Source organism: Nocardia sienata NBRC 100364 (genome assembly GCF_001613205.1).
GTDB classification, from domain to species: domain Bacteria; phylum Actinomycetota; class Actinomycetes; order Mycobacteriales; family Mycobacteriaceae; genus Nocardia; species Nocardia sienata.
The window spans coordinates 205,905-231,149 of the sequence record NZ_BDBX01000003.1 but is presented as its reverse complement, the minus strand read 5'-3'; the positions used below and the strand labels follow the sequence as shown (position 1 = coordinate 231,149).

At 70.1% G+C, this 25,245-nt stretch carries 2 protein-coding genes; both read right to left on the bottom strand.

Translation table 11 applies throughout. The features are described from left to right. Window positions 1–16: 16 nt before the first annotated feature. The gene (locus NS4_RS02130) at window positions 17–799 is read right to left on the bottom strand and encodes an FkbM family methyltransferase (protein WP_063057736.1); all 783 of its coding nucleotides are present in this window, start codon (window positions 797–799) and stop codon (window positions 17–19) included. Next, window positions 793–25,245, bottom strand: coding sequence for a non-ribosomal peptide synthetase (locus tag NS4_RS02125; protein WP_084486539.1), 24,453 nt, complete (start codon window positions 25,243–25,245; stop codon window positions 793–795). Before NS4_RS02125 ends, NS4_RS02130 begins: the two co-directional genes overlap by 7 nt.

Here is a 25,245-nt window from a genome sequence, read left to right as displayed (position 1 = left end):
CACCGGCATCGGAGGGTCAGGCGACGCGGCTCGCGTAGACCTCGTGCAGGTCGGTGCCGCGCAGGTTCGGGTCCTGCCGGATCTGTGTGGTCAGCCCGTGGTCGCCCAGCAGTTCGCGGCACCGGGCCAGGCGCCCATCGGTGTCGTGCACCTCCGCCACCACCGTGCGAATCCGTGGCCAGTCCCCTGGGGCGACACCCCGGAGCACATCGAGTTCCGCGCGCTCCACATCGACCTTCAGCACACCGATTTCGGCATCCGGCGCGTATTCGTCCAGGATCGCCGACACCGTCGTCACTTCCACATCGATCTGTTCGCCCCGGTGCAGATCGGCGGTGATGAGATCGATGGCCTCGTCGTCGAGTCCGCTGTTGCGCAGGAATGCCCGGGTGGCTTCGTCGTCCGCGGCGCGATCGGCGTACAGGCCCGAGTTGGCCGGAGCATGCGGATACCAGGTCAGCGCATGGACGCCGGATTCGGCGCCGACAGCGGTCCGCACAGCCACCGCGCGCGGGACGTAGGCGCGCAGATTGCGTTCCAGGCAGCGGAAAGTCGCCGGCACGGGCTCGATCGCGAGCACCCGGGCGCCGGGACATACATCGGCGAACAGCATCGCGCTGAGTCCGATGTTCGCGCCGATATCGAGGACGATATCCCCGGGCCGCAGCCGGGCGGCGGCCTGCCGGTAGAAACCGGCCGCCGAGGTGATCTCACTCCAGAGAAACCTCGCCTCCGCCGGACTCGGGCAGTCGACCACTCTGCCATCGTCGAGTTTCAGCTTCTGTTGCGTGTTCAGCATTGCGCTACGGCCCTTTCTATTACCGCACCGACCACGGTCAGTGCCGCGGGATGGCTCAGCTCGAGGTGCCGGACATCGACCACCCGGTTGTGGATCTCCCCGGTCACATAGCGTCGCCACGAACGGGCCAGCGCCTCGTGATCGGTGTGGTCCTTTCCGGCGGTGAAGAAGTACAGGTCACCGTCGAAGACCCCCGGCCGGTACCCGTCGGCGATCGCGGCGGCGGTCTCGAAACTCGTCATCACCCGGTCCACCTGCTCGGGGGTGAACATCGCGGTGCCGAGTACCTGTTCCCGGACGACTGCCCAGGCCTGCTCGTGTGTGTCGGCGCGGACATCGTCGCCGAGGTCGAACAGCTCCCGCCAGCCGCCGAGCAGATCCGCCATCAACCGGCCCGGCGGCCGATCGCCGGCGGCCTCCGGCGCGGCGGCGTCCCCGGACAGATCCACCGCACTGTCCAGCAGCACCAGCAGCGCCACTTCCGCGCCCGCGCGCCGGAGCCGGACCGCCACGGCGTGCGCGATCTGCCCGCCGAGCGACCAGCCGAGCAGGTGGTACGGCCCGTCCGGCTGGACCCGCCGGATCTCGTTCACATAGCGCTCGGCCAGCCCGTCCACCGATTCCGCCGGAGGTTCACCGGCCACCACATGTGGATCCTGCAGACCATAGATCGGACGCTGCGCGTGCACATGTTCGACGAGACCGCCGTAGAACCAGGCCAGCCCACCCGCCGGATGCACACAGAACAGCGGTGGCTTCGACCCGCTCGCCCGCAGCGGCAGCAACACCTGCAGGCCCGACTCACCCTCGGCCTCGTCGGCCCGGCGGGCGAGCGCCTCCGGCGTGGCGTCGTCGAACATCCACGGCAGCGCGATCGTCACTCCTCGCCCCTTCAGTTCGCGCACCACCGCGGTCGCCAGCAGCGAGTTGCCACCCAGATCGAAGAAACCGTCCGAGATCCCGACACGCCCCACACCCAGCACTTCGGCGTACACCTCGCTGATCGCCTTCTCCGTGCCCGTTCGAGGAGCGACGAATTCGTTGGTGGTGTTGCCGAGATCCGGTGCGGGCAGGGCTGCGCGGTCGAGTTTGCCGTTCACCGTCAACGGCAGGTCGGGCAGCACCGTGACCGCCGCGGGCACCATATAGCCGGTCAGCACCTCGGCGGCTGTTGCCCGGACCGCGGCGGAATCGAGCTGCCCGCCCTCGGCGGCCACCACATAACCGATCAGCTGATCGATTCCGTGTTCGGGCCGGTGGACCGCGGCGGCGGCGCGCACCACACCGGGATGCCGGAGCAGCGCCGATTCGACCTCGCCCAGCTCGATACGGTAGCCGCGCAGCTGGATCTGGGCATCGGCGCGACCGAGATAGCGCAGTTCCAGTCCCTCCTCGCCCTCCTGCCATCTGCCGACGTCGCCGGACCGGTAGAGCCTGGTTCCGGCCGCCCCGTACGGGTTGGCCACGAACCGGCCCGCCGTCATCGCGGGGGCGCCCAGGTAGCCCCGGGCGAGTTGCCCACCGGCGACATAGATCTCGCCGGCGACCCCGATGGGCACCGGGCGCATACGCTCATCGAGCACGTAGACCCGCATACCCGGCAACGGCGCACCGATCCCCGCGGTGTCGGGTCCGGTGACCTCACCGAATGTCACGTGCACGGTGGTCTCGGTGATCCCGTACATGTTGATCAGCCGGGGTGACCCGGGCTCGTATGCGGCGAACCATCCGGCCAACCGCGCCGCGTCCAGCGCCTCACCGCCGAACACGACATACCGCAGCGCGAGTTCGGGCTCGTTACGACCGGCGGCCCGGCGCTCCCGGACGGCCTCGGCGAATCCGTAGAACGCCGAGGGCGTCTGACTCAGGACCGTCACTCCCTCGCGAGCCACCAGATCGGCGAAGGCCTCCGGCGAACGGGACACCTCGTAGTCGACCACCACCAGGCGACCACCGGTCAGCAGGGCACCCCACATCTCCCACACCGCGAAGTCGAAAGCGTAGGAGTGGAACATCGTCCACACATCACCGGGCCCGAGATCGAAACGCCCACGCATCTCGGTGAACAGGGTGACCGCTTCGCGATGGCTCACTGTCACGCCCTTGGGGCGGCCCGTGGAGCCCGACGTGTAGATCACGTAAGCGGTATTGCCCGGCCGCGCGTGGGGCGGCGCCGGATCCGGACCCGCGGCCGCTGTTGTCACGCAGTCCTCTACGAGCAGCACCGGAGCCGGGAACTCGGGTACCGCCGCCACCGTCTGCGCCGCGGCGAGCACCGCGACCGGGCGGGCATCGTCGAGCACGAACCGCAACCGCTGCTCCGGATAGGCCACATCCAGCGGCAGATAGCCGGCGCCCGTTCGCACCACGGCCAGTAGTGCGGCGACCAGGTCGACCGAACGGGACAGGGCCACGGCCACCAGCGTTTCCGGACCCGCACCGGCCTCGGCCAGCCGGGCCGCGATCAGACCCGCGCGCCGATCCAGCTCCGCGTAGGTCAGCGTCGCGCGGCCGTCGGTCACGGCGACGGACGCGGGCCGATCCGCGACCCGCGCGGCGAAAAGCTGCGCGAGGGTCGTCTCGGCGACCGCGGTCCCGGTGTGTCCGGCAGCGTCGAGCAGCGCGCGCCGTTGGACGGCGTCGACGAGGTCGATATCGCCGACGACGACCTCCTGATCCGCCGTCACCTCCTCGAGGATCCGTATATAGGCACGCGCAAACCTGTGCATCGTCTCCTCGACGAACAGATCCGTCGCGAAGGTCAACCGGCCCAGGAGTCCGCCCGGGCGGCCGGCTTCGTCGAACCGCTCGGTGAGCTTCACGTTCAGATCCGCCTGGGCCTGTTCGAAGCCGTCCTCGACCGGCTCGACGGTGAGGCCGGGCAGGCGCACCGTGGCCCCGCTCAGGTTCTGCACGTCCAACGTCACCTGGTAGAGCGGCAGGTGCGCCGTCGAGCGCGGCGGGTTGAGCGCCTCCACGACCTGTTCGAACGGTACGTCGGCGTGCGCCAGCGCGGCCAGATCGGTTTCCCGGATATCGGCGAGCAATTCGGCGAATGTCTGCCGCGCGTTTACTCTCGCCCGCAGGACCAGCGTATTGACGAACATACCGATCAGATCGTCGAGTTCGCGCACCCCGCGACCGGCGACCGGGGTACCGATCGCGATATCGCCGACCCCGGACAGCCGCGCCAGCAGTACCGACAGTGCGGCGTGCAGCACCATGAATACCGTCGCGTTCCCGGCGCCGGCCGCCGCGCCGATCCGGGCGTGCAGCTCGGCGGAGACCTCGAACTCGACGACGTGCCCCCGCAGCGACGCCACTGGCGGCCGGGGCAGATCGGTCGGCAACTCGAGCAGTTCGGGAAGCCCGCCGAGCGTCTGCTTCCAGAATCGCAGTTGCCGCGACGCCAGGGAGTCCGGATCGTGCTCGTCACCCAGGATCTCGTGCTGCCACAGGGCGTAGTCGGCGTACTGGACCGGCAGCGCCGGCCAACCCGGAGCGGTGCCCTGTCTGCTCGCCTCGTACGCCACCGCCACATCGCGGGCGAGCGGCAGCATCGACTGGCCGTCTGCGCAGATGTGGTGCACGGTGATCATCAGTACGTGATCGGCCTCGCCCAGTTCGAACAGCTCCATGCGCAACGGCGGCGCCTGGGTCACGTCGAACCCGGTGGTGACCGCCGCGACGGCCCGCCGCATCAGCTGATCTTCGGCCATCGGAACCGGCCGCAGCTCCGGCACGACCGCGCCGGCGGGTACCACCAGTTGATAGGGGGCCCCCTCGGCCACGGGGAACGCGGTCCGCAGTGATTCGTGGCGTTCGACCACCAGGGCGCAGGCCCGGTGCAGCGCGTCGATATCGAGCTCGCCGGTCAGCCTGATCACCAGTGGAATGTTGTAGGCGCCCCCCGAGGTGTCGAACTGGTTGAGGAACCACATCCGCTGCTGGGCCGGGGACAGCGGCACCCGCGCCGGGCGGGTCCGCGCCTGCAGGGGTATCCGGTGCTCGCGGCCGAGACCGGCCAGCCGCGCGGCCAGCTCGGCAACCGTCGGCGCCTCGAACAGTTCCCGGACACCGACCCGGGCGCCGGTCGCGGCGCTCAACTGCGCCGCCACCCGGGTGGCCGACAGCGAGTTACCGCCCAGGTCGAAGAAACTGTCGGTGGCGCCGACCTGGTCGAGATCCAGGACGCGTGCGAAGACCTCCGCCACCGCCCGCTCGGCGCCGGTATCCGGAGCGACCCACGCACGGCGGGCGCCGAATTCGGGCGCCGGGAGAGCCAGCCGGTCGAGTTTGCCGCTCGTGGTGAGCGGCAGCGCGGGCAACACTGTCAGGGCCTCGGGCACCATATGCGCCGGCAACCGGTCGCGGACCGACGCCCGCACCGCCTCGAGGTCCAGCGACGCGGCGCCGGCGAGGTACCCGGCGAGCCGTTTGCGGCCCCGCGCGTCGGGCCGCAGGACGACAACCGCCCGATCGACACCGGGGCAGCCGGCGAGGACGGCTTCGATCTCACCGAGCTCGATGCGCTGTCCGCGGATCTTCACCTGGAAATCCCGGCGCCCGAGGTACTCCAGGGTGCGCTCGTGGGTCCAGCGCACGAGGTCACCGGTGCGGTACATGCGCGTTCCCGCCGCACCGAACGGATTGGCCACGAATGCTCCCGCCGTGGTCACCGGCCGGCCCAGGTAGCCGCGCGCCAGTTGTACGCCCGCGAGATACAGCTCTCCCGCCACACCGGGTGGCACCGGCCGCAGCCAGGCGTCCAGCACTACCGCTTCCACTCCGCGCAGCGGCTCGCCGATCGTCACCGCGACACCGGGACGCAGCGGTCCGCTCATACACGCCAGAATGGTGGTCTCCGTGGGTCCGTACCCGTTCAGCAGGCACCGGCCCGGCGACCAGGCGGCCACCGTCTCCGGCGTCACCGCCTCCCCGCCGGCCACCAGCACGCGCAGCGAATCCAGGCCCTCCGGGGACATCGTCGCCAGCACACTGGGGGTCAGGAAGGCGTGCGATATCCGCTGTGCGCGAATCAATTCGGCCAGCTCGGTGCCCGCATACACCTCCGACGGCGGCAGGACCAGCACCGCTCCGTTGCTGTGCGCCAGCAGTATCTCGAGGAGCAGCGCGTCGAACCCCGGCGCCGAACCCTGCAGCACCCGCGCACCGCTGTCGGCGGCGAAACGTCTCCGCTGCTCGGCGGCGAAATTCGCCAGACTCTCGTGCGTCACCGTCACACCTTTGGGCAACCCGGTCGATCCCGAGGTGTAGAGCACATAGGCCGTGTCCCGCAGATGCAGAGTGCGCACGCGGTCCGTGTCCGGTATCCGGCCCGACGCGTACGCCGCGATGGACGCCCGTGTCTCCGGGTCGTCGAGAACTATCGGCCGCACCGAATCCGGCAGCAACCCGCGCGCGGATCGGTTCGTCAGCGCGACCCGGATACCGGCGTGTTCGACCATGAGCGCAACCCTCTCCGCCGGGTTGCGGGAATCGACCGGTACCAGCGCGGCACCCGTTTTGGTGACCGCCCACAGGCCGACCACGAACTCCACCGACCGGGGCAGCGCCAGCGCCACCCGGTCGCCCGGGCCGACGCCCCAGTCGATCAACATGCGCGCCAAACGGTCGGAGCGGGCATCCAGTTCGGCGTAGGAAACCGTCTGTTCGCCGGAGACAAGGGCCGCGGCCGCTGGATCGCGGTCCGCTCCCGCCGCGAGCAGTTCCGCCAGCGAGCACGGTGCCTCCGCGCTGCCGCCCGAGGCCGGTACCAGTTCCGTCCGTTCGTCCGTCGACAGTAGATCGATCGCCCCGAGCGGTCTGTCCGCAGCGACGGTGATCGCACGCAGCACCCGGGTCAGCCGGGCAGCGAGATCGGCCGCCGTCCGATCGTCGACCCGGGCACGCTGGTAGCGGACCCGGACGTGCAGTTCATCGGTCTGGTGTGCCTGGACCAGCAGCGGGTAGTGCGCAGCGTCGCGCCCCTCGGCCGAGAGCACCCGCATCCCGTCGATATCGGTATCGCCCAGCCCGCTGCTGTCGACCGGATAGGACTCGAAGACCACCAGGGTGTCGAACAGGTGCGCGGTGTCCGCGGTGGCGGTGATCTCGGACAGTTCGAGATAGTGGTGGTCGAGCAGCCGGGTGCTGTCGGCCTGCAGACGAGCGAGTAGTTCGGCGACGGTGCGCGTGCGGCTCACGTCGGCCGCTACCGGGATGGTATTGATGAACAGCCCGATCATCGACTCCACACCGGGCAGGTCGGCGGGCCGGCCGGAGACGGTGCTACCGAAGATCACTCGTTCGGTACCCAGGAGGTTGCCCAGCACCACCGCCCAGGAGAACTGGACGATGGTGGCCATCGTGACCGCGCGCTCCCGGGCGAACTCGGCCAGCCGCCCGGTGGTGTCGCGGTCGAGGACCACCGGCAGGTCGACCGGGATCTCGGCGACGGTCGCCGTATGCGGGTCCGCGATCAGTGTGGGTTCGACCGACTCCCCCAGAGCCTCGCGCCACACCTGCACGCCGGCCGCGTGATCGCGTCCGTCCAGCCACACCAGATAGTCGTGGTAGGACGCCGCGGCCGGCAGCAGATCGATACGGTCGCCCACCGCGTAGAGTCCGATCAGCTCCCGGCACAGCAGCGGCAGCGACCAGCCGTCCAGCAGCAGATGGTGCGCCGTCAGCACCAGCCGGACCTCCCTCGGCCCCACCTGCACCGCGAGGAAACGCAGCAGCGGCGGATCGGCGGGGTCGAACACCACGGCCCGTTCGGCTTCGATCAACCGGTCGAGTTCGTCGGTGTCCCCACCGGTCTCGGCGCGGTACCAGCGCAGCGCCGCGGCGGCGGGAACGACCTGCGCGGCCACGCCGTCGGCGGTCCGGGTGAAGGCCGCGCGCAGGTTCGGATGCCGGTCGAGAAGCGCTCGCGCGGCCCGTTCGAGCCGGTCCTCGTCGACCGTGCCCGCCAGGGTCAGCACGGATTGGGCGGTGTAGACATCCAGTCCGCCCGCGGCAAGTTCGGCGTGGAAGAGCAGGCCGGCCTGCAACGGCGCCAGCGACCACACATCGGTGAGCGGACCGTAGCGGTCGGTGAAGACATCCAGATCGGACTGGCCGACCGCGACGAGCGGAACATCGGCGGGGCACAGGCCCCAGTCGTCGTCGCTGACTGCCGCGGCGGCGATCTCGCCGACGGCACCGATCCAGTCGCCGGCGAGTTCGGCGACTTCCGCGTGGTCCAGCAACCGCGCGGCGTAGCCGATCTGCGCCGACAGCACCGGGCCCGCCGCCGATTCGATGGTGTGCACATCGATCGTGATCACCGCCGCCGCGGGCATATCCGGGTCGAAAGCGCCGCGCTGGTCGAATTCCTCACCGGTCGGAACCCAGGCCAGTTCCGACAGCGCGGCGAGATCGACACCGGCCCGCCCGAGATTGTTGAAGGCGATCTGCGGCTCCGGTGCCTCCGCCAGCCGCTGTCCGGCGGCTGGATCGAGATAGCGCAGGAGACCGTAGCCGATCCCCTTGTCCGGAATCGCCCGCAACTGACCCTTGACCGCTTTCACCGCCGCCCGCATATCGCCGGAGTCGACCCCGGCCAGATCGAGCGCGACGGGGTAGGCACTGGTGAACCAGCCGACGGTGCGCGAGAGGTCCGCGCCCGGGACGAGCTGCTCTTCCCTGCCGTGGCCCTCGAGCAGGATCTTCGCGCCCCGATGGGTACTACCGCGCCGTGCGCGCCAGCGCCCCAGGGCGACCGTGAGTCCCGCGAGCAGCGCGTCGTCCACCGTGGCGCGGGCAGTGTCGGGCACCACTTCCAGCAGAGCCCTCGTGATCTCGGGCGGCAGGGAGACCTTCAGCTGCCGGACCGTCGCCTGGGTGTCCACGCGCGGATCGAGTGCCGCCCGCCCCAGCAGGGGGTCGGGTGCTGTGCTCATCCGCTGCCACAGGTCGAGTTCACCGGTTCGATCCGCCGCCGCGTCGGTCAGGGCGTGCGCCCAGCGGCGCATAGAGGTCCCCGGGGCGGGCAGGTCCACGACCCGGCCCGCGCCGATCTGCTGCCAGGCGGTCGCGAGATCGGGCAGCAGGATGCGCCACGAGACGCCGTCCACGGCCAGGTGGTGGATCACGACGAGGGCCCGGCCCTCTGCCGCGACCCCGGCCGCCGGCAACAGACAGACGATCTGCACCACCCGGCCCGCGGCCGGATCGAGCCGTGCGGTGGCCGTCGCCAGTGCGGCCTCGGCGACCGCGGTGAAACCATCGCTGCCCGGCGCCTCACCGGCCCGGAAAGTCTGCACGAGAACAGTTTCCGTCGCATCGATCGAACCGGCCGGCAGCACCCGCAGACAGCCGTCGCGCAGCTGGGAGCGGAGCATATCGTGCCGGTCCAGCAGAGCCTGCACCGTCGCGGTCACCTCGGCGACGGCGGCGTCCCCGGGCAGCCGCACCAGCATCGACTGGGCGAATCCGCGGGCCGCGCCGAGTCGTTCACCGAACCAGGTCACGATCGGGGTACTCGGAATATCCCCGACCCCGCCGCCGGGCAGTTCCGCCGCCGTCACCCGGCTCGCGGTCTCGGCGACCTGTGCCAGGGCCCGGACGGTACGGCGTTCGAAGATATCGCGGGCCCGGACGACCACCCCGGCGGCCTGCAGCCGCGCGGCGAGCTGGATCGACATGATGGAGTCGCCGCCCAGCGCGAAGAACGAGGTGGTCGCTCCCACCGAGGGCACCCCGAGGACCTCCGCGAACGCGGCCGCGACGGTACGTTCGGTATCGGTGGCCGGTGCGACCGCGTCCGTCTCCCGCACCTCGAAGACGGGTTCCGGCAGTGCCCTTCGGTCCACCTTGCCGGTCGAGGCGAGCGGCATCCGGTCCAGGACGGTGATCGTCGCGGGCAGCATATGGGCCGGCAGCACACCCGCGAGCCGGTCCAGCAGCACGGTTTCGTCGAGCTGCGTGCCCGGCTCACCCACGAGATACGCCGCGAGCAGTGGCCGGCCGTCCGGACCGGGACGTGCGACCGTGACCGCCGACGCGACACCGGACTGCGCCACCAGCGCGGCATCGATCTCACCGAGTTCGATGCGCTGGCCACGAATCTTGATCTGGAAATCACTGCGACCGACGTATTCCAGCGTGTGGCCGATGGTCCAGCGCACGATATCGCCGGTCCGGTACATCCGCGATCCCGCCCCACCGTAGGGATTCGCCACGAACGCGCCCGCGGTCGGCGCCGGTCGGTTCAGATATCCCCGCGCGAGCCCGGGGCCCGCCAGGTACAACTCACCCGGCACACCGACCGGTACCGGCCGCAACCGGGCGTCCAGGACGACGGCCTGCGCGCCATGGATCGGCCTACCGATATCGATCGGGTCACCGGCACGCACCGGTGCACTCATCGTGCTCACAATGGTCGTCTCGGTCGGACCGTAGATATTGTGCAGCCGGCGCCCCGGCGCCCAGGTGGCGACCAGCTCGGCCGGCAGCCTCTCACCGCCGACCGCCAGCACCCGCACCGATTCCAGGTCCGCGGGCGATACCGTCGCCAGCACACTCGGGGTCAGGAAGGCATGCGATACCCGGTGGTTGCGGATGAGCCGGGCCAGTTCCGCGCCACCGAAGACGTCCGGCGGCGAGATCACCAGCGCGGCACCCGCCGCACAGGCCATCAAGGCCTCGAGCAGTACCGCGTCGAAAGCCGGTGCCGCTACATGCAGCACCCGTGCGGTCCGGTCCACCCGATAGCGCACCCGCTGGGCGGTGGCGAAGTTCGCGAGCCCCTCGTGGGTGACCACCACACCTTTCGGATTGCCGGTGGAACCGGAGGTGTAGATAAGGTACGCCGTATCCTCGATCCGAGCACGCCGCGGCGCCGACGCACTCGCGGAAAGACCGGGCTGCCGGGCTATTTCGGTGGCAGTGGCCGGATCGTCGAGTACCGACCACCCGACCCCGTCCGGTAACGCGGCCACCGCGGCCGCGACCGTGAGGCCGAAGGCGACGCCGGCGTCGGTGATCATATGGGCCACCCGCGCCCGCGGATACCGCAGATCCACCGGGACGAAGGCGGCGCCGGTCCGGGAGATCGCCCACATGGCGATCTGGTAGTCCACCGAGCGAGGTATCGCCAGCGCGATATGGACGCCGGGGCCCGCGCCACGCGACCTCAGATAGCCGGCCAGCAGGTCGGTGCGCCGGTGGAGTTCGGCGTAGGTCAGTGTTTCGGTCTCCCCGATCAACGCGACCCGCGCGGGGTGCGCGGCGACCGCCGCGGCCAGCAGATCCGGCAGCAGGCCCGGGGTTTCGGCCTCGTCGCCGATCGCCGGCACCAGGTCTTCGGCTTCGGTCGCGGTGAGCAGATCGATACCACCGACCGCCCGGGCCGGGTCGGTGGTGACCGACTCGAGAATGCGCACGAACCGGTCGGCGAGCGCGTGCGCGGTCCGGTGGGCGAAAAGATCGGTGGCGTAGACGATCTCGCCGTCGATACCCGCGGACCGCTCGCCGCCGGCCCGCTCGTTCAACAGCACGGTGAGATCGGTTTTGGCCTGTGCGATCCCGGGGTCGAGCAGGGTGACGTCCACTCCGGGCAGGTCGAACCGCGCCGGCCCGGTGTTCTGCAGCCCGAACATGACCTGGTAAAGCGGTGTGTACGCGGTCGACCGGGGACGATCGAGCACATCGACGAGCCGTTCATAGGCGATATCGGCGTGCGCGAGGGCGGCCACGTCCACATCGCGTACCTCCGCGAGCAGTGCGCGGAACGACCGGTCCTCGTCGATGCGGGTACGCAACACCACGGTGTTGACGAACATTCCGACCAGATCGTCGAGCGCCTCGTGGCCCCGGCCCGCGACCGGGGTCCCGACCGAGACATCGTCGGTGTGCGCCGTCCGGGCGAGCAGGATCGCCAGGGCCGCGTGCAGCACCACGAAGGTCGTCACGCCCTCCTCCTGCGCCAGCCGCACGATCGCGTCGTGCAGTCGCGGCGGGATAGCGAAGCGCACACTGCCACCGGCCGAGGTGACGGTGGCCGGGCGCGGGTGGTCGGTCGGCAGATCCAATAGTTGCGGGCTGTCGCCGAGTACGTCTGTCCAGTAGGCGATCTGCCGGGAGATCAGCGATCGGGGATCGTCCTCGACGCCGAGGCGCTCCTGCTGCCACAGTGCGTAGTCGCCGTACTGGACCGCCATCGGTTCCCACCGCGGCGATTGCCGGCGCGTACGCGCCGTATAGGCGGTGAACACATCACGGGCCAGCACCGGCATCGAGGCGCCGTCGGCGGCGATATGGTGTACCACCACGACCAGTGCGTGTTCCCCGCCCCCGGTACGGTACAGCCCGGCCCGGACCGGCACCGAGACCGCGACGTCGAAGCCGGTTTCGGCGACCCGCCGGATCCGGTCGGCCAGTTCGGCCTCGTCGGCGACCGGTTCGGCCTCCGGCAGCAGATCGGACCCGGCGGCCGGGGCGTCCAGGACGACCTGGCAGGGCTCGCCGTCCACCGTGGGGTAGATCGTCCGCAACGGCTCGTGCCGGACGATCACGTCCCGGAAAGCGGCGCGCAGCGCCGCGAGATCCAGCGCGCCGCTGAGCCGGGCCGCGAAGCAGATGTTGTATGCGGCGGATCCGGTGTCGTACTGGTTGAGGAACCACATCCGGCGCTGCGCCGCCGCCAGCGGGACGGCCGCCGGACGCTCGCGCGCGGTGAGTGGGAGGGCGGCGCCGCCGGTGCGGGTGGCGAGCCGGTGCGCCAGGCCGGCGATCGTCGGCTCGTCGAAGATATCGCGGATGCCGACCTCGACACCCAGCGCCGCCTCGGCGCGGGCGGCGATCCGCGCGGCCGACAGCGAGTCGACACCGATCTCGAACAGATCGGCGGTCACGCTCACCTGCTCGTTTCCGATCAAGCCGGCGACGATGCGCGCCAGCACCGTTTCCCGCTCGGTGCGCGGAGCCACGTGTTCGGCCCGGTCCTCGAACACCGGCCGGGGCAGCGCCGCGCGGTCCACTTTGCCGTTGGCGGTGAGCGGGATCGCCGCCAGTACCTGAACGGCGGCCGGCACGAGATAGGCCGGGAGCGTACGCGCGATCCGGTCACGCAGCTCGCGGCCCGTGGCCTCGGCACCGGGGACGAGCGTCACGTAACCGGTGATCCGTTCCGTCGTCGCGACGACGACGGCACGGGCGACCTCCGGCAGCGCGCACAGCGCGGCTTCGATCTCACCGGGCTCCACCCGCTGCCCGCGCACCTTGACCTGGAAATCGCCGCGCCCCGTGAACTCCAGATCGCCGGACTTCGTCCAGCGGACCAGGTCGCCGGTGCGGTACAGCCGCTCCCCCGGTACGCCGAAGGGGTGCGCGACGAACGTGGCACAGGTGAGGTCGGGGCGGCCGTGGTAACCGCGGGCCGTCTGCACACCCGAGACGTAGAGTTCGCCGGTCACGCCGAACGGAACGGGTCGCAGCCGGGAGTCCAGGACATGGACGCGCATGCCGGCGACCGGCCGCCCGATCGGCACGGTCGCCCGTGAGCCCTCCCCCGGCAGGCACCGGTGGCTGGTGACGACCTCGGCCTCGGCCGGCCCGTACCAGTTCACGACCTCGGCGTTCGGGAAAATCCGCGCAGACGTGTCGACGGTGCGCTGGGCCAGCGCTTCACCGGCGACGAACACCCGGCGGACCGACGGCAACGGCGCAGCGGTGGTGTCGAGCAGTACATCGAGCATCGACGGGACGAAATGCACTGTGGTGATCCGGTGTTCGGCGACGGTTTTCGCCAGGTAGGCCGGGTCACGGTGGCCCCCCGGAGCGGCGACCACGAGCTGCGCGCCGGTCTGTAACGGCCAGAACAGTTCCCACACCGCGATATCGAAGGTGACGGGGGTCTTGTACAGCACCACATCGGACCCGTCGTGCGGCCACTGCCGCTGCGCCCAGGCCAGCTGCGCCGTGGTCGCGGCATGGGTCAGCGCGACCCCCTTCGGAAGGCCGGTGGAACCAGAGGTGAACAGCACATAGGCCGCGTTGTCCGGACGCAGCGGCGCCCGGCGGTCCGCATCGGTGATCGGGACATCGCTGTAGTCGCTCAGGTCGGCCTGATCGATCGCCTCGATGGGGTACGCCGCCGGCAGATCCCCTTCGTCCGCGGATGTGGTCAGCACCAGCACGGGCCGGGCCGCCCCGAGCACCCGGCCGATACGCGCGGCCGGATGGTCCGGGTCGATGGGAAGGAACGCAGCCCCGGTCTTGACCACGGCATACAGCGCGGTGACGAGGTCGACGGAACGCCGGATCGATACGGCCACAAGGTTTTCCGGTCCGGCACCGCGGTCGGTCAGCCAGCGGGCGAGACGGTTCACACGGCGGTCGAAATCCCGGTAGGTCAGCACATCCCCGGTCTCCCCGCGCAGCGCCGGCGCGGCCGGGGTGCGGGCGACCTGGTCGTCGAACAGGTCGACCAGGGTTCTGCCGGTTACGACGGGGCCGCCGGTGGCGTTCCACCGGTGCAGGAGCGTTGTCCGGTCGGCCGCGTCGAGCAGGTCGATATCGCCGGCCGCCGCATTCGAATCGGCCGCCGCGGCCTCGAGTACGCGGACGAACTGCGCGGCAAACCGCGCGGCGGTGTCCTCGTCGAACAGGTCGGTGGCGTAGGTGAGGCGCAGCGTCATACCGACCGGCTCGTTGTGGGCGCCGTGCCCTTCCGAGATCATCAGCAGCAGGTCGTAGATCGCGGCATCGTCGCCGGGGTCGATATCGTCCACGGTCAGTTCCGGCAGCTCGACGTGGGCCCGGTCCATGTTCTGGTAGGCGAGCATCACCTGGAACAGCGGCGTATACGCGGCCGAACGCACCGGATTCAACACTTCCACCAGCTGTTCGAACGGAACGGTGGCGTGGTCGTAGGCTTCGATATCGGCCCGCCGGACCTGTTCCAGGAGTTCCCGGAAGGTCTGATGCGGCGCGACCCGGGTCCGCATCACCAGTGTGTTGACGAACATGCCCACCAGACCGTCGAGCGAGCGGTGCCCGCGGCCCGCGTGCGGCACGCCGATGGTGATGTCGTCACCACCGCAGAGCCGGGCCAGCAACACCGCAAGCGCCGTATGCGCCACCATGAACGTGGTGGCGCCGCCGCGGCGCGCCAACGTCTGCACTCTCCGGTGCAGGTCACCGGAAATCGCTACCTGGACGAATGCGCCGCGCTGGGTGCGCCGCAAGGGTCGCGGCCGATCGGACGGCAGATCCAGGACATCGGGGATTCCCGCGAGCCGCGCACGCCAGTAGGCGATCTCGCGCGCACTGCGCGACCGTGGATCGTCCGGCGCCCCGAGCACCTCACGCTGCCAGAGCGCGAAATCGGCGAACTGGACCGGCAGCGGCGCCCACCCCGGCCGGCCGCCCAGGGAACGCGCCCGGTAAGCGGTCATCAGATCGGCGGCCAGCGGTGCCACCGAGAAACCGTCACAGCTGATGTGATGCGCGGCCAGCGCGAGCACCCACACCGATTCGGAGAGCTGGAAGAGCCCGACCCGCACGGGCACGCCCTGGGCCACATCGAAGGTGCCGCCGAAGAACGTCGCCAGCCGCCGGGGCAGTTCGCACTCGGCGATCGGTTCCCCGACGAGATCTCCGTGCGCGGCGACCTCCTCGACCGGGAGCACCACCTGGGCCGGAACACCGTCCACGGCCGGGTACACGGTACGCAGACTCTCGTGCCGCTCGACCACATCGCCGACAGCGGCCGTGAGCGCGCCGATATCGAGTACGCCGTCGAGCCGGATCGCCAGCGGAACGACATATCCGGCGGCCGCCGGATCGAACTGGTTGAGGAACCACATCCGGGTCTGCGCCGGCGAGAGCGGTACCCGCTGCGGGCGCGGGCGGGGCGCGGGTGCGGGAAGGCTCGGTACCTCCCGCAACCGGGTGATGCGCTCGGCGAGGTCGGCGACGGTGGGTGCCTCGAAGATCACCCGCACCGCGACGGTGACCTCGAGGATATCGCCGATACGGCTCAGCGCCCGCGTCGCGAGCAGCGAATTACCCCCCAGCTCGAAGAAATCGTCCCCGGCCCCGATGCGCGGCAGTGCGAGCAACTCGCCGAAGACACCCGCCACCGTCTGCTCGACCAGACCCCGCGGCTCCCGGAACTCGGCCGTGCGCAGGGCCGGGTCCGGCGCCGGCAGCGCCCGATGATCGACCTTGCCGTTCGCGGTGAGCGGAATCGAATCGATCCGGATCACCGTGGCCGGAATCATGTAGGCGGGCAGCAGTTCCCGCAGCGACGCGCGGATCTCCTGGGTGTCGCACGACGACGGCGCGACCACATGGGCGACCAGACGCTGTTCGCCGTGATCGGTGCGCACCTGTACCACCGCGGCGTCCACGGTGGCGTGGGCCACCAGCGCGGCCTCGATATCGCCGGGTTCGATCCGGAGACCGCGCAGCTTCACCTGGGTGTCGGCTCGGCCCACGTAGTGCAGGTTGCCGCTGGAGTCCCAGCGCACCAGGTCACCGGTGCGGTACATCCGGGCACCGGTGCCCGACGGGTCGGCGACGAAGAAGGCCGAGGTCGGCGCCGGGCGTTCGTGATATCCGCGGGCCAACTGCACCCCGCCCAGGTACAGCTCGCCCGTGACACCGTCCGGGACCGGATGCAGCCGGGCGTCCAGCACCCGGACCACCACATTCGCCTCGGGTACGCCGATCGGCACAGCGGTGCCGGAGACGTCCTCGACACGGTGGGAGGTGACGCTGACCGCGGCCTCGGTCGGCCCGTACAGATTGTCGATACGCGCGGTGCCGAACTCGGTGAAGCGCCGGACCGTCTCGGCCGGAAGCGCTTCGCCGATGCACAGGACACGCCGCAGGTCCGGGAGCCCGCGATCCTGGGCGGTCGCCAGGAACGCGGCGAGCAACGACGGTACGAAATCGACTGTTGTCACCCGAAATTCGGCCAGCAGCCGGGCCAGCACCCTGGGGTCACGGTGGGCATCGGCGTCCGCGACCACCAGTGCCGCACCACATACGGCAGCGGAGAACAGTTCCCATACCGACAGGTCGAAGGTCACCGGCGTACGCCAGATCATCACATCGGAATCGCCGAGCTCGTAGTGGTCGCGCATCCAGCACAGCTGGTTCGCCACCGCCCGGTGGGGGACGGAAACACCTTTGGGGACGCCGGTCGAACCGGAGGTGTAGATGACGTAGGCCAGATCGTCGGGATGCAGTGGCCTGATCCGCTCGGCATCGGTGACCGGCGACGGGTCGCCCCCGGCCGCCGACAACTCGGAGATCGGCCACCGCGGCACATCGGGCGGCAGATCCATGTCGTCACCCCGGGTGAGCACTGCGACCGGCCGGGCGGTCGCGCAGACCGAGCGGATCCGGTCGGCCGGATGTTCCGGATCCAGGGGCAGGTACGCGGCACCGGCGGCGTGGATCGCGTACAGGCCGGTGAGCAGGTCGACGCAGCGGTGCATGGCGACCGCCACCACGGTCCCCGGCCCCGCACCCCGGTCGATGAGCGCGCGCGCCAGCCGGTTCACTCGCTGCCCGAAGTTCCCGTAGTCCAGTCGTTCGCCGGTCGCGGCGTCTATGACAGCCGTATTCCGCGGGGTGGCAGTGACCTGTGCCGCGAACAGGTCCGCCACGGTCGCCGGACCGGCGACGGTGCGCGCGCCGGCCGACCGCTCGGCCAGTGCCCGCCGCTCGGCCCCGGTCAGCAGATCGATATCGCCGACGGGTGCGGCGGGATCGGCGAGGACCGCGCGCAACAGCACCTGGTAGCGGTCGAAGATCGAGCGAATCGACGATTCGTCGAACAGGTCGGTGGCATAACCGAATTCGACTGCCATCCCCCCGGCTCCGCCCTCGGCGGACAAGGTGTCGACCAGATTGAGGTGCAGATCGTATTTGGCCACGGCCGGATCGATCATCCGGGCCGTGACCGTCAGGCCGTCGATCCGTACGGCCGGGATCTCGATGTTCTGGAACGAGAACCCCACCTGGGTCAGCGGCGCGTGCGCCGTCGACCGGGGCGGATTGAGCACTTCGACCAGCCGCTCGAACGGGATATCGGCATTTTCGAAGGCGGCCAGATCCGCGGCGCGGACCTGGTCGAGGACCGCGGCGAACGACGCATCGGGCGTGACCCGGGTCCGCAGCACCAGCGTGTTGACGAACATACCGACCAGGCCGTCGAGGCCCGGTTCGCCGCGGCCGGCGATCGGGGTTCCGACGGCGATGTCACCGGTGCCGGACAAGCGCGCCAGCAGCGCGGCGTAGACGGCGTGCATCACCATGAACACGGTCGTGTCGTGGCGGCGGGCCAGGGCGATCACGTCGCGGTGGAGATCCGCCGGCAGCGTGGTGGAATACGTCGCGCCCCGGAAGCTCTGCCGGGCCGGGCGGGGTCGGTCGGTGGGCAGGTCGAGCACCTCGGGCAGCTCGGCGAGAGCCGTGCGCCAGTACTCGGTCTGCGCGACCGTGGGGCTGTGCGGATCGTCGTCGGTTCCGAGCAGTTCCCGTTGCCACAGCGTGTAATCGGCGTATTGCACCGGCAGCGGCGCCCACTGCGGCTCGTGGCCGCGGTGCCGGGCGCGGTAAGCGGCCATCAGATCCGCGGCGAGGGGGGCCAGCGACGAGCCGTCGAAGCTGATGTGGTGGACGACCAGGACCAGCGTGTGGTCTCCGGGGGCACTGCGCAGCAGGGTGACCCGGAACGGGACCTCGCGCGTGACGTCGAACCCGGCCGTGGTCGCCGCGACGATCCGGGACTCGACGGCGTCGGCCGCCACCGGTACCGGTTCCGGCGGCACCCAGGCGTCCGCCACCGGCACAATCACCTGGTGTGGTCCGCCGTCGCTGTCCGGGTAGCGAGTGCGCAGCGCTTCGTGCCGGCCGAGCACATCGGCGAGGGCGGCCTGTACGGCCGCCACATCGAGATCGCCCGACAGTCGCAACACCAGCGGGATGTTGTACAGCGGCGAGGCCGTATCGAATTGATTGAGGAACCACATCCGCGTCTGCGCCGGTGACAGCGGGATCCGCTCCGGCCGGTGCTGCGGCACGAGTGGTTGCCGGCCGGCCGGTGCGCTGGTGCGCAGCCGATCGGCCAGGGCCGCGACCGTCGGTGCGTCGAACACCGTGCGCAGTGCGATATCCACACCGAATTCGGCACTCAACCGACCGGCCACCCGGGTGGCCGACAGCGAGTTGCCGCCCAGGTCGAAGAAGCTGTCGAAGGCGCCGACTCGCTCGACACCGAGTACCTGCGCGCACACCCGCGCCACGGTCTGTTCCACGCTGTCGCGCGGCGCGACGAATTCCGCGGTGGCCGCACCGAACACCGGCTCGGGCAGCGCGGCGCGATCGATCTTGCCGACCGAGGAGAGGGGCAATCTGTCGAGCACCAGCACGGCCTCGGGGACCATATGCGCCGGCAGGCGCTGGGCGGTGTACGCCAGCAACTCCGCGGTATCCACCCCGGCGGCCGCGGGCACCACGTAGGCGGCCAAGCGCGCGCCGTGCTCGCCGGCGACACCCACCACATGCGCGACCGCCACCGCCGGATGCGCGGCGAGCGCGGTCTCGATCTCGCCCAGCTCGATGCGCTGGCCGCGGATCTTGACCTGGAAGTCGGTGCGACCGACGTATTCCAGCGTCCCGTCCGCGGTCCAGCGCGCCAGGTCGCCGGTGCGGTACATCCGGGTGCCGGGCGGACCGAAGGGCGCGGCCACGAACGCGGCCGCCGTGGCCGCGGGCCGCCGCAGATAGCCGCGGGCCAATTGCACACCGGAGACGAAGAGGTGCCCCGTCACCCCGACCGGCACCGGCCGCAACCCCGCGTCGAGGACCACGGCTTCAATACCGCGGATCGGGCCGCCGATCGTCACCCGGTCGCCCACCGACAAGGGATCGCTGATCGCGACCATGATGGTGGTCTCGGTCGGACCGTATCCGTTGAACAATTCCCGGCCGGGCGCCCATGTCGCCACCGTCTCGGCCGGGACCGCCTCGCCGCCGGCCACGAGCACCCGCAGGCAGTCCAGGCCCGCCGGGGACATGGTCGCCAGCACACTCGGCGTCACGAACGCGTGGGAGACCCGCCGGGCGCGGATGAGTTCCGCCAGTTCCGCGCCGGCGAAGACATCCGGCGGCGAGACGACGAGCGCGGCACCGTTCGCATGCGCCATCAGCAGTTCCAGGACGACCGCGTCGAATCCGGGTGCGGCCAGCTGCAATACCCGAGACGACGGCTCCACCCGATAGCGCTCACGCTGTTCGGCGGCGAAGTTCGCCAGACCCTCGTGTGTGACCGCGACGCCCTTGGGCGTGCCGGTCGAGCCCGAGGTGTACAGCAGGTACGCCGTATCGAGAACACGGCAGGGCCGGATCCGTTCCCGATCGGTCACCGGCGCCGCCGATCCGGCAGCGAGCGCGGCCACGGTGGCCGGATCGTCGAGTACCAGCTGCGTGATCGACTCGGGCAGCAGTGCCCGCGTGGATTCCACCGTCACCGCGATCCGGACCTCGGCGTCCTCGAGCATCAGCGCGATCCGTTCGGCCGGATTCCGCGGGTCCACCGGGACGAAGGCCGCGCCGGTCACCGCCACCGCCCGCATACCGGCCACCAATTCGACCGAACGGCCCATCACCAGCGCGACGTGGTCGCCCGGGCCCACCCCTCGCCCGATGAGCTCGCGGGCTATCCGGTTCGACCACCCGTCCAGTTCGCCGTAGGTGACCGACCGGTCGCCCGCCATCACAGCTACCGCGTCACTGTCCGGTACCGCCAGGACCTCGGCCAGGAGCCGCGGCGTCTCGGCCGGGGCTCCCACGGCCGGGACGAGTCCGGCCCGTTCGGCTTCGGAGAGAACATCCACCGCGTCGACCCGGATGTCCGGCTCGGTCACGACAGCGTCGAGCACCCGGTTCAACCGAGCCGCGAATTCCGCGACCGTGCGCCGGTCGAACAGGTCGGTCGCATACTCGACGTGCAGCGCGACATCGCCACCGTCGGAAGCGTTCTCCGCGACGGTGACGACCAGATCCACCTTCGCCGTTCCCGCCCCCGGGTCCAGCACCTCCACGGTGAGGCCGGGCAGTTCCAGGCGGGGCCGTTCCATGTTCTCGAAGGCCAGGTACACCTGGCACAGCGGGGCGTGCGCGGCCGACCACCGGGGGTCGACCTCCTCCACGACCCGTTCATAGGGCAGGTCGCTGTTGGCGAAGCCGTCCACATCGACAGCGCGCACCCGCGCCAGGAAGCCGGTGAAGGATTCGCCCGGGCGGACCTCGGTACGCAACGCCACCGTATTGACGAACATCCCCACGAGCGGCTCCAGCGCGTGCTCCCCACGGCCGGCCACAGCAGTGCCCACGGTGATGTCGTCGGAGCCCGACAGCCGGGCGAGCAGCACGGCGAGCGCGGCGTGCACGACCATGAAGGTGGTGACGTTCGCCGACCGGGCCAGCGCCTCGATCCCGCGGAAGACCTCGGCCGGGATCACGGTCTCGGTGCGGTCGCCGCGCAGCGACCGCTGGGCCGGCCGGGCCCGATCGGTGGGCAATTCCAGCACCGGCGGCTTACCGGCCAATCGACTCGCCCAGTACTTCAGCTGACGGGCTGCCGGCGAATCCGGGTCCGTTTCGTCACCGAGCAGATCGCGATGCCAGACGCTGTAATCGGCGTACTGCACCCGCAACGGCTGCCAGTCCGGCGTTTTGCCCTGCACCCTGGCCTCGTAGGCGGTCGCGAGATCGGCCGACAGCGGCCGCAGCGACGATCCGTCACAGCAGATGTGATGCAGGATGACGGCCAGGATGTGCCGGCGCCGGTCGGCCGACGCGAACAGGGCGCCGCGCAGTGGCGGCCGGACGCTCACATCGAAACCCTGCGCGGCGAGGTCGGTGATCCGATTCTCGACATCCGCGCCGTCCGCGATCTCGGGAATCAGATCCAGACCGGCGACCACCGCCTCGGCCGGCAATACGACCTGGGAACCCGCCCCCTCGACGGCAGGGAAAACAGTGCGCAGCGCTTCGTGCCGATCCAGGACGTCGACGAGCGCGGTCCGCAGGGCCGCCACATCGAGGTGGCCGGTCAGCTGCACCACCAGCGGGATGTTGTACGCCGCCGAGTCCGGGTCCAGCTGGTTGATCAGCCACATCCGGTTCTGGGCCGGGGCCGGCGGGATCGGGTCCACCCGCGGCAGGGCGCGCAGGGCGGGACGGGCGGAGCGGTGTCCGGCCGCGATATGCGCCGCGAGGCCGGCCACAGTCGGCGCCCCGAACAGATCGCGCACCGAGACATCGCAGCGGGTCAGCTCGCCGATCCGGACGGCGGCGCTGGTCGCGGTGAGCGAATTGCCACCCAGGTCGAAGAAATCGTCCAACACGCCGACCCGTTCGAGGCCGAGGAGCTCGGCGAACACGTCGGCGATCGTCTCCTCGACCACAGTGCTCGGCGCGACGTAGGCGGCGGCCGAATCGAACACCGGCTCGGGCAGGGCCCGGTGATCGATCTTGCCGTTGACGGTCAACGGCAGTTCGGGTATCACCACGACACTCGCCGGCACCATGTACTCCGGCAGGATCGCGGCCACCCGGTCGCGCAGGGTGTCGACGAGGCCGGTGGCCGGACCGCCGGCCGGCACCACATAGGCGACCAGCCGCGCCGCCTCCGTACCGGGGCGATGGACGACCACGACCGCAGTCGCCACCGCGCTGTCGGCCAGCAGCACATTACGGACCTCGTCGAGTTCGATCCGGAACCCGCGCAACTGGACCTGCTGATCGGCCCGGCCGCGATATTCCAGTTCGCCCCGGTGGTTCCAGCGGGCGATATCCCCACTGCGATAGAGGCGCGCCCCCGGTGCGCCGAAGGGGTCGGCGACGAAACGGGCCGCGCTCAGCGCGCGTCGCCCGAGATATCCCCGCGACAGCTGTGCCCCCGAAACGTAGATCTCACCCCAGGCCCCCAGCGGTGCCGGTCGTAACCGCCCGTCCAGCACATAGGTGCGCAGTCCCGGAAGAGCCGTGCCGATCGCGCTCGCGGCCCCCGGCACCGCCGACTTCGGGGTCAGCGGCAGATAGGTGACGAAAACAGTGGTCTCGGTGATCCCATAGCTGTTGGCCACGACCGGCACTCGCGGAGTGTGTTCGTACCAGGCGGCCAGTCCCGCCGGATCCAGGCGCTCTCCCGACAGGATCACCGACCGCAACGCCAACGGCCCCTCGGCCTCCCCGCCGGCCGCGTATCGTTCCCGGGCGGCGGCGAACTGCTGAAACGCCGAGGGCGTCTGGTTGAAAACAGTCACCTTTTCGCGTGCCACCAGAAGTACGACATCGTCGGGCGACCGGGTGGTCGCCGTGTCCATCACCACGACGCGGCCCCCGGAAACCAACGGCCCGAAGATCTCCCACACCGAGTAGTCGAACGCGAAGGAGTGGAACAGCGTCCACACGTCGCCGGCCCGGACCCCGATCTCGGCGCAGGCATTGATCAGGTACGACGCCACCGCGCGATGGCAGATCGGCACGCCTTTCGGGCGACCGGTCGAGCCGGATGTGTAGATGACGTAGGCGATATTGTCCGGTCGCAACGGGCGGGACCGTTCGACATCGGTGACCGGCGTACTGTCGCCGTCGGATCCGATGCGATCGTCCAATACGACGATGCGGTCGGGATCGCCCGGGACGCTCCGGCGTAGTGCGGGCTTCGTGACCACCAGCACCGGCCCGGCATCGGCGAGCACGTATTCGAGCCGGTCGGCGGGGTGGGCGATATCCAGGGGCAGATATCCCGCCCCCGATTTCAGCACGGCCAAGGTGGCGACGATCAGGTCCGCGTCCCGTGGCATCGCGACGGCCACCAGGGCTTCCGGCCCGGCGCCGCGCGCGAGGAGGGTGCGGGCGAACCGATTCGACCGCTCGTCCAGCTCCCGGTAGGTCAGGGAGGTCGAGCCGCAGGTCACGGCGACCGCGTCGGGGGTTGCCGCGGCCTGCTCGGTGAGCAGGCCGACCAACGTCGTTTCCGCGACCACACCGTCGCGGCCCGCGAGTTCGCCGACAACGCGCTGCTCTTCCGCTGGATCGACGAGGTGGAGATCGACGACGGGAGTGTCCAGGGGCGATTCCAGCAGACGCCGCAGGAATTCGACGAACCGCGTGGTGTGCAGTTCGAGTTCGTCCTGGCTGTACAGATTCGGGTTGCCGTGCAGTTCGAGGTACAGGGGGCCGTCCGCGCCGGGCCGGTAGAGGTTCAGCTGCAGATCGTCGAGCGCGCCGGAAGTAAGAGCGCGATAACGCCCGACGGCGGATCCCAGGCGGATCTCGCTGTCGAAGAACAGGATGTTCACGACCGGGCCGAACGAATTGGCCGCTGTATCGGCGAATTTCGTATCACGGCGCATATCCTCGAATCGGTAGAGCTGATGCCGGATCGCCGCGACGAGTTCGGATACCGCGGCGCCGACCAGTTCCTCGACCGTGGTCCGCGGCGTCACCTCGAATCGGATCGGCACCATATTCGCCAGCATGGCGGCGGCGTGCCGCAGCCGCCGGGTCACCCGGCCGCTCACCGGCATCGACAGCACCACGTCGTCGGAATCGGTCATCCTGGCCAGGAAGGCGGCGAACGCCGCGATGACCACCTGGGCGGACGAGGCCCGCTGCTTCTCCGCGAACTGCTCCAACAACTCCGACAGCCGGCCAGGCAGCTGTCGGACCGCCAGATGATCGTTGTCACTCCAGCGCGCGGCTCGCCCCGAAAGACTCACCGGTGCGGGGAGCCCGGATACCTTCTCGCGCCAGTACGCCCGGTCGGATTCGAAGCGCGGACTCGCGTGGTACGCGCGATCTGCTTCGGCGATGGTCCGGAGGTCCGCCGCCACCAGCGGCGGCGGCTGTCTATTCTCCAGGATCGCGTTGTAGTGCTCGCTGACCCGGCCGATGAAATTGAATGCGCCGTATCCGTCGATGATCAGATGATGTGCGCGTCCGTACCACAGGTACCGCTGCTCGCCGATCTTGATGAGTTTGGTGACGGAGAGCCGGTCACGACCGAGATCGACGGCCTTGGTGCTGTAGTCGCGGCGCATCCACTCCATTGCCGCGGCGTAGGGGTCGTCGGCATCGGACAGGTCCAGCAGGGCGTCGGAACAGATTATGCTGCGGTCCACGAATTGATAGGGTCGACCTTCGTATTCGACCACCCGCACGACGAGCGATTCGGTCTCCCGGACAGCGATATTGGTTGCCTCGGTGAACAGGTCGACATCGACCTCGCCCTCGATATCGACGTAGTGTGCGATATTGACGTTCGGCCGGCCTGGAAGATTATCGGCCAGCCACATGCTGTACTGCGCCCGCGACAACGGAATGAGATCACGATCGTGGACGACAGCTGTGGCCGATCTCGAATTCAT